We start from the raw sequence: 13,645 nt of genomic DNA, 5'->3' as shown, positions 1-13,645 counted from the left end.
AATTGCCTACGCAACGAAGAAGCCCATCCACCGGCGGACGGCTTCGCCGACTCCGGCACGCAGGGGTCCTGACCGCCAGCGCGGCGCTGATGCTGAGCATGACCGCGGCACCGGCGCTCGCCCTGCCCGGCAGCGCAGACGCCGCGGCGACCGCGGGCACCGCCGCCAAGCGCCCCGCCGGTCCCGCCCCGGCCGCGGACGGGCAGGCGGGGGACGTCAACGTGCTCGTCTTCCACGGCGACCCGCAGGCCCAGGACGACCCGGTCGAGGAGGCCGCCCGCACCATCACCGAGCTCGGCGAGGACGGTGGCTTCGAGGTGACGGTCTCCACGGACCCCGGCGACTTCACCGAGGAGACCCTCGACCTCTACCGCGGGGTGGTCTTCCTCTCCGCCGAGGGCAGCGCCTTGGACGCGGCCCAGGAGGCCGCGCTGCAGGACTTCATCCACGACGGCGGCGGCTTCCTCGGGGTCCGTGACGCCGTCGCGGCCCAGGTGGACTCGCAGTGGTTCACCGGTCTCCTCGGGGCCCGGCCCGCCGGTATCCGCCCGACCCCGGAGGAGGTCGCCAGCATCTCGGCGACCGCCGAGAACCCGCCCAACGAGGTCGCGGCCAACCTCATCGACGACGACGAGGGCACCAAGTGGCTCGCGTTCGAGCCCACCGCGACCCTCACCGTGGAGCTCGCGGAGCCGGCCGTCATCACGAGCTACGTGATGACCTCGGCCAACGACGCCGCCGGCCGCGACCCTCAGGCGTGGACGCTGCGCGGGTCCACCGACGGCGAGACGTGGGTGGACCTCGACACCCGCAGCGACGACTTCCCCCAGCGCTTCCAGCGCAAGGCCTACGAGATCGAGAACACCGAGGCGTACCAGTACTTCCAGCTCGACATCACCGAGAACGCCGGTGACGATCTCACCCAGCTCGCGGACTGGCTGCTGTTCACCGACGCGTCGGCCAACCCTCCCCCGGTGGAGATCCCGGCCGAGGAGGCGACCGTCAACGTCGTCGACCGCCAGCACGTGGCCAACGAGGGCCTGCCGCTCAACTGGACGCGCTCCGACAAGTGGCTCAACTGGGAGACCAACCCGATCGGCGAGGTCCACACCGTCGCCCAGGTCCAGGAGTGGGACTACAACGCCGGCCCCACCGCCAACGGCCCGTTCCACCCCATCTCCTGGTGCCGTGACTACGACGGCGGACGCTCCTTCTACACCGGCATGGGCGGCACCCCGGAGAGCTACGACGAGGACGGCTTCCGCAGCCACCTGCTCGGTGCCATCCAGTGGTCCAGCGGCATCGTGCGCGGTGACTGCCAGGCCACCATCGGTGCGAACTACGAGATCGAGCGCCTGACGACGCCGAACGCACCGGGCGAGCTCGACCAGATCGGTGAGCCTCACGGCCTGGTCGCCGCCGACGACGGCACGATCTTCTACGTCGGCCGCGGCGCCTGCGCCACCGGCCCGATCCCGTCGTGGGACGACCCGAACGTCGGGCTTGGCTGCGGCACCATCCACCAGTGGGACCCGGACACCGGTGAGGCCACGCTGCTCACCGTGCTCGACGTGTTCGGCAACCGCGGCAGCGGTGGCGAGCTCGTCAAGACCGAGGAGGGCCTGTTCGGCATCGAGCCCGACCCGAACTTCGCCGAGAACAGCTGGCTCTACGTCTACTGGATGCCCTACGAGTCCATCGACACCGAGAACCGGGTGGGGATGCGGACCGTCTCGAGGTTCACCTACGACCGGGAGAACCTCACCATCGACCAGGACACCCGCGTGGACCTCCTCGAGTGGGAGACCCAGATCCACAGCTGCTGCCACGCCGGCGGCGGCATGGGCTTCGACGACGACGGCAACCTGTACGTCGCCACCGGTGACAACAACTCCTCCCAGGGCTCGGACGGCTACTCCGGGAACAACTGGACCCAGGAGTACGCCGGGATCTCGTTCCAGGACGCGCGCCGCACCTCGGGCAACACCAACGACCTCAACGGGAAGATCCTGCGGATCCACCCCGAGGAGGACGGTACGTACACGGTCCCCGAGGACAACCTCTTCACCGGCGACGAGGGGAACGGCGAGCAGGCCCGCCCGGAGATCTACGTCATGGGCGTGCGCAACCCCTCGCGCATCCAGATCGACCCGGACACCGACTGGCTGACCGCGGCCTGGGTGGGCCCGGACGCCTTCGGACCGAACCCCGAGCTGGGCCCGGCCAAGTACGAGACGGCGACCATCATCACCTCGGCCGGGAACCAGGGCTGGCCGTACTGCATGGGCAACCGGCAGCCGTACCGGGACCGCAGCAACACCGACGCCAGCGTCCTCACCGACTGGTACGACTGCGACGACCTGCAGAACACGTCACCGCGCAACACCGGCCTCGTGGACATCCCCGACGCCCGGGACAACATGATCTGGTACTCCCCCGGCGGCGGCGGCCCGGTCTTCCCGCGGGACGAGGCCGGCATCCCCAGCTACGTCGAGGACGAGGTCACCTACACCCAGCCGTACCTGCGGGGCGGCGGTCAGGCCGTCATGTCCGGCCCGACCTACCGCACCTCGCAGGTCTCGCCGGACAGCGACGTCGCCTGGCCGGAGTACTGGGAGGGCAAGTGGCTCATCGGTGACCAGTCGAACTCCAACAACCGGGTGGCGATCACCGCCGACCCGGAGGGCGTCGACGAGCAGGCGCCCCCGGCGTTCGCCGAGGACCTGCGCCACATCATCCGGGCCGGCGGCGGCAGCAACCAGCTGCAGAGCTGGATGGACGCCGACTTCGGCCCCGACGGCGCGCTGTACCTCCTCGACTACGGCAGCGGCTTCTTCACCCTGCACGAGAACCAGAAGCTCATCCGCATCGCCTACACCGGCGGTCCGGCCACCCCGGCGCCGACGGCGCAGGCGGCGAGCGTGCAGAGCAGCCCGCTGACGGTGCAGTTCACCGGCTCGCGCTCCGGTGGCGTGGCCTGGGAGTGGGACTTCGGCGACGGCACCACGTCGACCGAGGCCGACCCGCGGCACACCTACGACCGGGTCGACGAGTACACCGCCACGCTGACGGTCACCTACGCCGACGGCACGGTGGAGACGGTCGAGACGCCCGTCGCCATCGAGTGCGCCGTGCCCGACGTCCGCGAGACGGTGTGGGTCGGTGAGGTGGACTCCGGCGTGGCCAACCAGGACCTCGGGGGGTGCACCATCGCCGACCTCATCAACGACGAGGGCGAGTGGGACAACCACGGCGCGTTCATCCGGCACGTCAACGCGCTGGTCCGCCAGCTGCGCGACGACGGCGTCCTCACCGGCCGCGACGGTGGCCGGCTGAGCAACGCGGCCGCGGCGTCCGCCGTCGGGCGGCCCGGCGAGACCGGCTACCGGTGGCTGTTCGACGGGACGCCTGAGTCCCTCGACGGCTGGCGGCAGGCCCCGGGCGGGACCTTCGAGCTGCTCCCGGGCGGCTCGCTGCTCAGCCGCGGAGGCCTGGGCATGCTGTGGTACGAGGAGGAGGAGTTCACCGACTTCTCGCTCAAGCTGCAGTTCCGGGACGTCTCCACCGGCGACACCTTCGCCAACAGCGGGGTGTTCGTGCGCTTCCCGGACCCCACCGCCGCGGAGCAGCCGGAGTGCGGCCAGGGCCAGTCCGAGGCGTGGGTGGCGATCTCCTGCGGTCACGAGATCCAGATCTACGACGGTCCGTCCGGTGAGCCCCAGAAGACGGGGTCGGTCTACAACTTCGACCCCGTCGGCCTCGACGGGGCCGGGGCGACCGAGCGTGGCGTGTGGAACGACTACGAGATCCGCGTCGTCGGCCAGCAGTACACGATCCTGCGCAACGGCGTGGTCATCAACGAGTGGGAGAACGCGCCGGGCCAGGAGTCCTCGCGTGCGGGCGACCCGCCCACGGACCTGCGGCAGTTCGTCAGCGGGTTCATCGGCCTGCAGAACCACGGCACCAACGACCTCATGGAGTTCCGCAACGTCCGCGTGCGGGACCTGTCCTAGGCCGTCATGCCGGTGCGGCGGGCGTCTCGCGCCCGCCGCACCGGCCCCTCTCGTCATCCTTCGCAGCACACCCGGAAGGCTCACCCCTCACATGTCCCAGTCCGTGACCTCACCCCCCACCCCAGCGCCCCGCCCGGAGCGCCGAGGGACCCTCCGCCGGATCGTCGTCGCGCTCCTCGCGGCCCTCACCGGCCTCACGCTCGTCCCGTCGACCGCCTCGGCGGCGGACCAGGTGCTCACGTGGACCGCGGGCAACAGCGTGGTCGACTACCTCATCGAACCGGGGACGGCGGTCGCCGGCACCGCCACCGTCGTCTTCGACAACAGCGTGGCCGCGGGGAACACCACCGGGATGCCGCACACCCTCACGTTCGACACCTCGACCCCGGGGTACAACCACGACGTCGACCTCAACATCGTCGCCAACCCCTTCGACGCGAACGGCGGGCGCTACGAGGTCGAGGTCACCCTCACCCCGGGCACGTACCGCTACTTCTGCGCAATCCCGGGCCACGGGCAGATGTGGGGCGAGCTGGTCGTCACCGGCGGCGACCCGGACCCGGACCCGGACACCACCGCCCCGGAGGTCACCGCCACGGTCACCGGCGAGCAGGACGAGGACGGCAGCTACCTCGGTTCCGCCCAGGTCACCCTGGCCGCCACCGACGCCGGCTCCGGCGTCGACACCCTCGAGTACTCCCTCGACGACGGCGCCTACACCGCCTACACCACACCCATCACCGTCGACACCCCCGGCGAGCACACCCTCGCCTACCGGGCGACCGACAACGCCGGCAACACCGCCGAGGACACCCTCACCCTCACCGTCGCCGAGGACGCCCCCGACCCGGACCCGGACACCACCGCCCCCGAGGTCACCGCCACGGTCACCGGCGACCAGGACGAGGACGGCCACTACCTCGGCTCCGCCCAGGTCACCCTGGCCGCCACCGACGCCGGCTCCGGCATCGACACCCTCGAGTACTCCCTCGACGACGGCGAGTTCACGCATTACCACGCGGCGATCACCATCTCCGAGGCCGGCGAGCACACCCTCGCCTACCGGGCCACCGACAACGCCGGCAACACCACCGAGGACACCCTCACCCTCACCGTCGCCGAGGACGCCCCCGACCCGGACCCGGACACCACCGCCCCCGAGGTCACCGCCACGGTCACCGGCGACCAGGACGAGGACGGCCACTACCTCGGCTCCGCCCAGATCACCCTCGCCGCCACCGACGCCGGCTCCGGCGTCGACACCCTCGAGTACTCCCTCGACGGCGGGGAGTTCACGCATTACCACGCGGCGATCGCCATCTCCGAGGCCGGCGAGCACACCCTCGCCTACCGGGCCACCGACAACGCCGGCAACACCACCGAGGACACCCTCACCCTCACCGTCGCCGAGGACGCCCCCGACCCCGACCCGGACACCACCGCCCCCGAGGTCACCGCCACGGTCACCGGCGACCAGGACGAGGACGGCAGCTACCTCGGCTCCGCCCAGATCACCCTCGCCGCCACCGACGCCGGCTCCGGCGTCGACACCCTCGAGTACTCCCTCGACGGCGGGGAGTTCACGCACTACCACGCGGCGATCACCATCTCCGAGCCCGGCGAGCACACCCTCGCCTACCGGGCCACCGACAACGCCGGCAACACCACCGAGGACACCCTCACCCTCACCGTCGCCGAGCAGGCGCCCGGCGAGTGCCCCGACAGCCGGGACACGGTCGTCATCGGCGGGATCGACAGCGGCGTGACCAACGTCGACCTCGGCGACGGGTGCACGATCAACGACCTCATCGACGAGAACGGCGACTACGACAGCCACGGCCAGTTCGTCCGGCACGTCGGTGACGCCGTCCGGCCCCTCGCCGACGACGAGCTCATCACCCAGCGGGAGGCCGGCATGATCATCAGGGCGGCCGCCCGCTCGGCGATCGGCAGCTGACCCGCGCCACCGAAGGGGTGGCGGCCGGACCCGGGTCCGGCCGCCACCCCTTCGTCGTCGCGGCCAGGTGCCCGGTGGTGCGCGGCGCGCGGCTACTCGGCGAGCTCGCCCCGGAGCTGCGCGAGCTCGACGACGTCGTACCAGAGCAGGTCCCGCTCCGCGGCCCGCTCGAGGGCGTCGTCGTCGCCGGCCACCGCCGCCCGGACGTCCGCCTCAGCGGCGCCCTCGTCGACGTGGATGCTCACCACCTGCGACCAGGGGACCGCGGTCCGCACGAGCACCGCGCTGGGCAGCCGCTCCTCGTCGCCGGCCGCCCCCGCGTCATCGATCTCCGTGTCGGCGATCTCCGTATCGTCGACATCGGCGGCGACGACCACCCGGCGCATCACGGATGCCCCGTCCGTGCGGATCCGCTCGACGCTCTCGTCGGCCGCGGCGAGCATCGCCGACTCCGCGAGGCCTTCGACGTCCTCATCGGGCAGGGCGACGCGGAGGGCCTGGGTCACCGTGTGGGCCCACCTCGGCGCGAGGCTGGGATGGGCGAGGTCGTCGGCTGTCGCCGGGAGGTAGACGCGCATGCCCTCAGTCTCGCCCACGCCGGCGGGCGGCACGCCGACGTCGCCGCCGAGGCGTGCCGGACCCGGAGAGCCGGTCGGCGAGCTCGGCGAGGGCGATGCGCGCCGGGGAGGCGGGGCTCACCTCGCGCAGCGTGGCGCCCGTGAGGAGCGCCTTGTCCGCCGCGGCCCGGTCGTCCGGGACGACGACGGCGTCCTCGACGTCCGCGAACCGGGCGAGGGCCTCGCGCACCGACTCCTCGGGCCGGGGGCCGGCCGCGGACGCCCGGACCCGGTTGACGAGCACGATCCGCTCCGCGCCCGGGCGCGGCAGCCCCCGCTCGGCGAGCTCGGCGAGGGCGACGACGAGGCGGTGCATGCCCACCGGCTCCCCGGCCCCGACGACGAGGACGACGTCGGCGGCCTCGAGCGCGGAGAGCGTGGCCTGGTGGCGGCGGGGCGTGTAGGCGGCGTCGAGGCCCCCCAGCGCCCCCTCCGCGCCGGCCGCCGTGTCGACGACCGTCCACGCCGCGAGCTCCCGCGCCCGCTCCCAGATCACCTCCAGGGAGGAGGCCGGCAGCTCCCGCCACCGGTCGGCGCGGGTGAGCCCGGGCAGCACCCGGAACCCCTCGGACGTGAGACGGCAGACCCGGGCGAGGGCGGCCCGGTCGAGCCGCCCGTGGGCCGCCGCGCGCGCGGCGGCCGCGATGCCGGCGCTCTCCTCGAGCAGGCCGAGGACCTGGACGACGCTCGGCGCCTCGGTGTCGGCGTCGACGAGGAGCACCGACTCGCCGGCGGCGGCGAGCTCGGCCGCCAGGGCGACGGCCACCGTGGTGCGGCCCGGGGCTCCCCGCGGTCCCCAGACGGCGACGATCCGGGGCGCGGGGCCGCCCGGTGCGCCGTCGGCGTCCGGGGACGCCTCACCGTCCGGTGGTGCGTCCCCGGACGCGTCACCGGCTGGCGCTGCGCCGTCCGCACCGGCGACCGCGCGGGGGGCGCGTCGCGCCGTCGGGACGGGGCCACCATCCGCGCCGGCCTCGCTGGCGGCGGCGGCCTGGACGGTGGTGAGCCAGTCGGCGACCGGCGTCCCGGCGTCGAGGACCGCATGGGCGCCGAGCGCCCGGCACCGCTCGACGTCCTCGGGCGGCGCGAGGAGCACCGTGCGCACGCCGGCCGCACCCAGCCGGGCGACGGCCGTCCGGTCCATCCCCTCGAGGTCGCCCGAGACCACGGCGACGGCGCCCAGCCCCGCCACCGCGGCCGCCAGCACCTCCGCGAGGTCCGCGCAGCGGCGGACCACCCGCAGCCCCGTACCGCGGGCGTCGGCGAGCTGGACGAGCTCGGCCTCGCGCGGGCCGCGGACGGCGACGAGGACCCCGGTGGTCATCCCCCGCCCCCGGGCACGGGGACGACGACGACCGCCCCGTCCCCGCTCAGGGCGTCGAGCACCCCGGCGAGCTCGGCCCGGGGGACGAGCACCTCGACGGAGGTACCCGTGCCGCCGGTGAAGAGCGTGTCGGACTCGACGAGGTCCGCGACGACGAGGTCCCCCGCGAGGAGCGACGGCTCCGCCCGCTCCTCCGTCGCCGCGCCCGGGCGCGCCGGGTCGGTGAGCCACAGGTCGACGACGGTGCCCGGGCCGAGCCCCGTGGGGACCGTGCCGGTGAGCGGCACGACGACCGGACGGAGGTCGACATCGCCGACCCGCCCCACCGCCGCGGCGGGGATCATCTCACCCTCGCCCACCACCCGGGTGAGCACGCCGTCCTCGGGCAGCCCGTCGGCGACGAGGAGGTACGTGCCCTCCGGCCCACCGGGGCGGGCCTGGAGCACCCGCACGTCCTCGTCGGTGAGCCGGTCCCCCGGCGTGAGGGTGGCCTCGGCCGCGTAGACGTCGACGGTGCGGGAGGCGTCGCCCACCACCCACGTGGTCAGCGCGACGGAGCCGGCGACGAGTAGCACGCCGACCCCCAGCCGTGGGTCACGCCAGGTGGGGCGTCGCAGGCGGCGGGCCGCCGGGCTCTCCTCCGTGCTCATGGCGCTCCCTCCGGGCCGGGCACCGCCTCGGCGCCGCAGGGCCCATCGTGCCCGGGAGCGGGCCCGCGCGGACCGGAATTCCACAACGACCGCGCGCGGTCCCCGGGTCGGGCCCGGGCCGGTGAGAGACTGGGGCCATGCCGCGCTTCCTGTCCCTGGCCGACGTCGCGGACGAGCTGTCCGTGTCGGTCGCGCAGGCCCGTGCCCTCGTCCACTCGGGCGAGCTGCCCGCCATCCAGGTGGGGGGGCGCGGGGTCTGGCGGGTGGAGGCGGTCGTCCTCGAGGAGTACATCCAGCGTCAGTACGCCCGCACGCGCGCCCGCCTCGACGAGGGCTCGATCGAGCAGGTCTAGGCCGAACCCGACCGGTAGGTCCGGGTCAGCCGGACCAGACGGTGAGCAGGTGCTGCAGCGGCACCGTCATCACGGGCGCCCAGTCACCGTCGTCCTTCTCGTCCTCGGGTGCGGTGGCCGCGTACACGTGCAGGTCGAGGTGGTCGTGCCCGACCCGGACGATCCACCCGCGGTGCTCGCCACCGGCCGTGCGGACGACGACGACCTCCCCCTCCCGGGCGAGCGCGCGGAGCGGGTGCCCGATGCGCACCCGGCGCTCCACGCCGCCGGGATCGGGCGCGACGCCGTGCAGGGGCCACGCGGAGGCGACAGCGGCCACCGGCACCAGCGCCCGCCGCAGCCCCCGGCCCATGACGAGCCACTGCTCGGCCGCGTCGAGGAGGGTGCCGCGGATGTCGCTGCCGTCGACGAGCCGCAGGGTCAGCCGCTGCCCGCAGCGGGCGCGGAGACGGTCCGTGAACATAGCGCGGGAGGTCTCGGCCTCGGCCAGGTCGAGGACGGTGTCGTCCACCCGGCTGCGGGCGGCGTCGTCGAACTGGCTCTCGAGGTCGCCGAAGAGCACCTCTTCCCATCGCACGGGCGCAACGCTACGACCGCACCGCAGCCCCGCACCCCGATCCACAGGGGGCCAGCGAGGTCTAGACGTACGTCGACGTATCGCGTAGACATGGCCGCCTAGCATCTAGCGACATCAAACGGCATCAAATGGCATCACTGGGGGTGATGGTGATGGGCGCGGCGCGGTTGTGGGGGGCACTGGCGGCGGCCGCCCTCGCCACGGCAGGGCTGGGGCACCGGGCGGTGACCACCTTCCCGCACGCCTGGAGCGACGCAGCGGTCGACGACCTGTGCGCGGGCGCGGTCCTCGGTGCGGGCGCCCTGACCGCCGCCTGGTACGCCGTCACCGCGGCCCTGGCGCTCGTCCTGCGCCACGCCACCGACGCCGTCGCACTGCACCGGCTCCTCGAGCGGGCCGGTGCACCGGTCCTGCGCCACGCCGCCCGCGCCGGCGCCTGCGCGGGCCTCGGCGCCGCGCTCACCCTGGCGCCCGCCCAGGCAGCCCCTGCCCCCGCGACGCCCCCGACCACCGCGGCCGCCCTCACCTGGGACGTCCCCGTCGACCTCGTCCCGGCCCCGGCCCCCTCCCCCGGCGACGTGCCGGCCGACCTCGGCTGGGCCGCCGCGCCGCGCACCCCCGAGCGGGTGCTCGCGGCCCGGACCGTCGAGGCCCCTCCGGCCGCCCGCGCCGCGACGCACACCGTGGAACGCGGCGAGTGCCTGTGGTCCATCGCGGCGCAGCACCTCGGCCCGGAGGCCGACGCGGCGGACATCGCCCGCGCCTGGCCCCGCTGGTACGCGCTCAACCGGGCCGTCGTCGGCCCGGACCCCGACCTCATCCACCCCGGCCAGGTCCTGCTGGCCCCCACCGAGGAGACCCCATGACGACGACGACGACGCTCAGACGACCGCCCGGCCGCCCCGGGACCCCCGTGACCTCCGCACCCGCGGGGCACCCGCTCACCGTGCCTCGCACCAGTGCCACCGCCCCGTGGGACCGGCTGCGGTTCAGCGCGACAACGACCCGCGGCGCCGAGGAGGCCGAGGCAGCGGCGGCCAGCACCGACGCCCCCCTCCCGGAGCCCGGCCCGTGGGCGGGTGCACTCGTCCGGGCCGCGGTCGAGGTGCTCGTGGGCAGCCGCCCCGCCGCCCAGCTGGCCCGCTGGTGCACGGCCGAGCTCTACGACTCCCTCGCCCGTCGCGCCGGCCTGGCCGTGCGGATCCTCGGTCGGCCCGCCGTCGTCCACCAGGCGCGGGTCCAGCGAGTGCTCGTCTGCCCGGTCCGGCCGGACGTGTACGAGGCGGCCGTCGTCGTGCACGACGGGAACCGGGTGCGCGCGGCCGCGGTCCGCCTCGAGGCGCACCGCGGCCGCTGGCGGGCGACCGCCCTGGAGATCGGCTGATCAGCCCTCGAGGCCCCCGAGGAGGTCGGCGAAGGAGGGGGCGTCGGCGTAGGCATCGGGCGGCCCGGGGTTCTCCCGGCGGGTGACCATCTCGGCGAGCTCCCGCCCGGCCCGGCCGATGCGGGTGACGAGCGGGCTCGCCCCGTCGGTCTCGCCCGACCAGTCGTCCGTGGCCGCGAACACCGAGGTGCTCACCACCTCCGCCCGCAGGTAGGTGAACAGCGGGCGCATCGCGTACTCCAGCGCCAACGAGTGGCGCGGGGTCCCACCGGTGGCGCCGAGGAGGACGGGCATCCCGCTGAGCGCGTCCTTGTCGATGACGTCGACGAAGGACTTGAACAGGCCCGAGTACGTCGTGGTGAACAGCGGCGTGACGGCGATGAGGCCGTCGGCCCCGGTGACGGCGTCGAGGACCCGGCGCAGCTCGCCCCCGGCAAAGCCGGTGAGCATCGCGTTGACGATGTCGTGGGCGACGGAGCGCAGCTCGACGGTCTCCACCGAGGCGGCGACGCCGCGCTCCTCGAGCGCGGCGACCGTGGCACCGGCCAGCCGGTCGGCCAGGAGCCGCGTCGACGAGGGCTGGCCCAGTCCGGCGGAGACGACGACGAGCGACCGGGTCGGTCCGCTCGCCGCCGCGGGCGTGGGGGGCCTCGGAGGCGTGGGGGCGCTCACCGGCCGACCTCGGTGGCGACGTCGTCCTCGGCGCGCCGACCGGTCCAGCGGTCCTCGCCCGGCACGTGCCCGCCCGCCGCCTGCTCCCCGGTGCGCCCGGCGCCGTGCTCACCACGGGCGGCGGCGGCCCGCTCCGCGTGGCTCGGCGGGTCGGACGGGACGTGGGCGGGCCGGGCGGAGTCGTTCTCGCGCCGCAGGGCGGGGACGATCTCCTCGGCGAGGATGTCGATCTGCTCGAGGACGGTCTTGAGCGGCAGGCCCGCGTGGTCGATGAGGAAGAGCTGGCGCTGGTAGTCCCCCACCTCCTCGCGCATGGCGGCGTACCGGTCGATGACCTGCTGGGGCGACCCTACGGTGAGCGGCGTCTGCGCCGTGAACTCCTCCATCGACGGGCCGTGGCCGTACACCGGGGCGTTGTCGAAGTAGGGGCGGAACTCGGCGACCGCGGCCTGGGAGCTCTTCCGCGCGAAGAACTGGCCGCCGAGGCCGACGATCGCCTGGTCGGCCCGGCCGTGGCCGTAGTGCTCGAAGCGCTGGCGGTAGTACGCCACCATCTGCTTCGTGTGCTCCATCGGCCAGAAGATGTTGTTGTGGAGGAAGCCGTCGCCGTAGTACGCGGCCTGCTCGGCGATCTCAGGGCTGCGGATGGAGCCGTGCCACACGAAGGGCGGCACGCCGTCGAGCGGCCGCGGCGTCGCCGTGAAGCCCTGCAGCGGGGTGCGGAACTTCCCCTGCCAGTCGACGACGTCCTCGCGCCACAGGCGGCGCAGCAGGGCGTAGTTCTCGACGGCGAGGGCGACGCCCTGGCGGATGTCCTTGCCGAACCACGGATACACCGGGCCGGTGTTGCCGCGGCCCAGCATGAGGTCCATCCGGCCGTCGGCGAGCACCTGGAGCGTCGCGTAGTCCTCGGCGATCTTCACCGGGTCGTTCGTCGTGATGAGGGTCGTCGCCGTCGACAGGACGATCGAGCGCGTGACGCCGGCCAGGTAGCCGAGCAGCGTCGTCGGGGAGGAGGCGACGAACGGCGGGTTGTGGTGCTCGCCGGTCGCGAAGACGTCGAGACCGGCCTGGTCGGCGTGCCGGGCGATGGTGACCATCGCCCTCAGCCGCTCCGCGTCGGTGGGGGCGCGGCCCGTCGTCGGGTCGGTCGTGATGTCGCTGACCGTGAAGATGCCGAACTGCATGGGGTACCCCTCGCCGATTGATGCGTTTGCATATGAGGGAACCGGCGTGCCCGCCCGGCTATTCCGCGCCGGGCAGGCGGCGGGTGGCGGCCGGGGCCGCCACCCGCCACGACGTCAGGAGGTGGGCGGCTCGTCCTCGCCGGCCTCCTCGGCCGCGTCGGCCTCCTCCTTCGTCGCGTGCACCGCGCCGTCGGCGTGCTCCGGCGGCCCGTAGACCGTGTAGAGCACCAGCGGGTTCTCACCCGTGTTGCGGAAGTTGTGCTTCGCCCCGGCCGGCACGACGACGACGTCGCCCGGGGCCAGCGACTTCGTCGACCCCTCGATGATGGCCTTGCCGACGCCGCTGACGAACGCGAGCACCTGGTCGATGCCCTCGTGCGTCTCCTCGCCGATCTCCCCACCCGGCGGGATGGTCATGATGACGAGCTGCGTGTGCTCACCGGTCCACAGGACGCGCCGGAAGTCCGCGCTGCGCTCCGCGACCGTGGCGATGGGGAAGTGGACGATGTCCGTCATGGGTGCTCCTTCGGTGATCGGCGTGCCCGTCAAGGGCCTTCCATGATCGACTCTGGCGCAACCGGCGCCGCGGCGCGCGGCGAGCGACGCCGGTGTGACCCAGATGCCGGCCGCTGCGGACCACGCCCGGGCCCGTCCGGGCCTCCCCGGACCGGGTCTGCGGGGGGCATCCCCGCGCGAGGACCGGCGCCTACGGGTGCATCCCCGCGCCCTGACCACCGCGATCTCCCCCGCTGCCGTCGAGCGCACGACCCGGCACTTCTGCATGATCACGACCGGGAGGCGGGGGGGGACGGCGAGCGTGCCGTCCGGGCATACGTGAAGGGCGGTCCCCGCGAGGGAACCGCCCTTCTCGTGTGCCGCGGGACGGCCGCGCCCGGAGGCTGCGGCCGCCC

Annotated in this window: 12 protein-coding genes; 5 read left to right on the top strand and 7 right to left on the bottom strand. The window is 74.1% G+C overall.

From position 1 onward, the window contains the following. Positions 1-98 precede the first annotated feature (98 nt). Both EBO36_RS03450 and EBO36_RS03445 read left to right on the top strand, forming a co-directional pair. Positions 99-4,013: a ThuA domain-containing protein gene (locus EBO36_RS03450; RefSeq protein ID WP_122823379.1), complete on the top strand. Its 3,915-nt coding sequence runs from the start codon at positions 99-101 to the stop codon at positions 4,011-4,013. A 91-nt stretch (positions 4,014-4,104) separates the two neighbouring features. Further along, positions 4,105-5,970, top strand: a complete 1,866-nt coding sequence (locus tag EBO36_RS03445) for a cupredoxin domain-containing protein (protein WP_122823378.1) — start codon at positions 4,105-4,107, stop codon at positions 5,968-5,970. 92 nt (positions 5,971-6,062) lie between these two features. On the opposite strand, the gene EBO36_RS03440 is transcribed toward EBO36_RS03445, so the two are convergent. The 3 genes from EBO36_RS03440 to EBO36_RS03430 are packed head-to-tail and all read right to left on the bottom strand — an operon-like array spanning position 6,063 to position 8,561. Further along, the gene (locus EBO36_RS03440) at positions 6,063-6,548 is read right to left on the bottom strand and encodes a DUF6912 family protein (protein ID WP_122825423.1); all 486 of its coding nucleotides are present in this window, start codon (positions 6,546-6,548) and stop codon (positions 6,063-6,065) included. 4 nt (positions 6,549-6,552) lie between these two features. Further along, a complete protein-coding gene (locus tag EBO36_RS03435; RefSeq protein WP_122823377.1) occupies positions 6,553-7,911 on the bottom strand; it encodes a CpaE/TadZ family protein in 1,359 nt (452 codons plus the stop codon). Continuing rightward, entirely contained in the window at positions 7,908-8,561 is a 654-nt protein-coding gene (locus tag EBO36_RS03430) for a hypothetical protein (protein WP_122823376.1), read from the bottom strand. Before EBO36_RS03430 ends, EBO36_RS03435 begins: the two co-directional genes overlap by 4 nt. A 137-nt stretch (positions 8,562-8,698) precedes the next feature. Here EBO36_RS03430 and EBO36_RS03425 point away from each other — a divergent pair, with 137 nt between their 5' ends. Beyond that, positions 8,699-8,914, top strand: coding sequence for a helix-turn-helix domain-containing protein (locus EBO36_RS03425; RefSeq protein WP_122823375.1), 216 nt, complete (start codon positions 8,699-8,701; stop codon positions 8,912-8,914). A 25-nt stretch (positions 8,915-8,939) separates the two neighbouring features. On the opposite strand, the gene EBO36_RS03420 is transcribed toward EBO36_RS03425, so the two are convergent. Then, positions 8,940-9,491: a hypothetical protein gene (locus tag EBO36_RS03420; protein WP_127573951.1), complete on the bottom strand. Its 552-nt coding sequence runs from the start codon at positions 9,489-9,491 to the stop codon at positions 8,940-8,942. A 128-nt stretch (positions 9,492-9,619) separates the two neighbouring features. On the opposite strand from EBO36_RS03420, the gene EBO36_RS03415 reads away from it, so the two are divergent. Both EBO36_RS03415 and EBO36_RS03410 read left to right on the top strand, forming a co-directional pair. After that, on the top strand, positions 9,620-10,357 hold the full coding sequence (locus EBO36_RS03415; protein WP_164471323.1) for a LysM peptidoglycan-binding domain-containing protein: 738 nt from the start codon (positions 9,620-9,622) through the stop codon (positions 10,355-10,357). An 80-nt stretch (positions 10,358-10,437) separates the two neighbouring features. Further along, positions 10,438-10,875 carry an Rv3235 family protein gene (locus EBO36_RS03410; RefSeq protein ID WP_164471322.1) on the top strand — a complete coding sequence of 146 codons (438 nt, stop codon included), beginning with the start codon at positions 10,438-10,440 and terminating at the stop codon, positions 10,873-10,875. Here the strand turns inward: EBO36_RS03410 and EBO36_RS03405 are convergent, their stop codons facing one another. The 3 genes from EBO36_RS03405 to EBO36_RS03395 form a co-directional block, all read right to left on the bottom strand. After that, a complete protein-coding gene (locus EBO36_RS03405) occupies positions 10,876-11,547 on the bottom strand; it encodes an FMN reductase (protein WP_122823371.1) in 672 nt (223 codons plus the stop codon). Then, entirely contained in the window at positions 11,544-12,734 is a 1,191-nt protein-coding gene (locus EBO36_RS03400; protein WP_122823370.1) for an LLM class flavin-dependent oxidoreductase, read from the bottom strand. Before EBO36_RS03400 ends, EBO36_RS03405 begins: the two co-directional genes overlap by 4 nt. A gap of 114 nt (positions 12,735-12,848) precedes the next feature. Further along, entirely contained in the window at positions 12,849-13,241 is a 393-nt protein-coding gene (locus EBO36_RS03395) for a cupin domain-containing protein (RefSeq protein ID WP_122825422.1), read from the bottom strand. Between the last annotated feature and the right edge of the window lie 404 nt (positions 13,242-13,645).

Source organism: Georgenia faecalis (assembly GCF_003710105.1).
Lineage (GTDB): Bacteria > Actinomycetota > Actinomycetes > Actinomycetales > Actinomycetaceae > Georgenia_A > Georgenia_A faecalis.
Note: the sequence above shows the minus strand (reverse complement) of the source record. Positions and strands in the feature narration are given on the sequence as shown.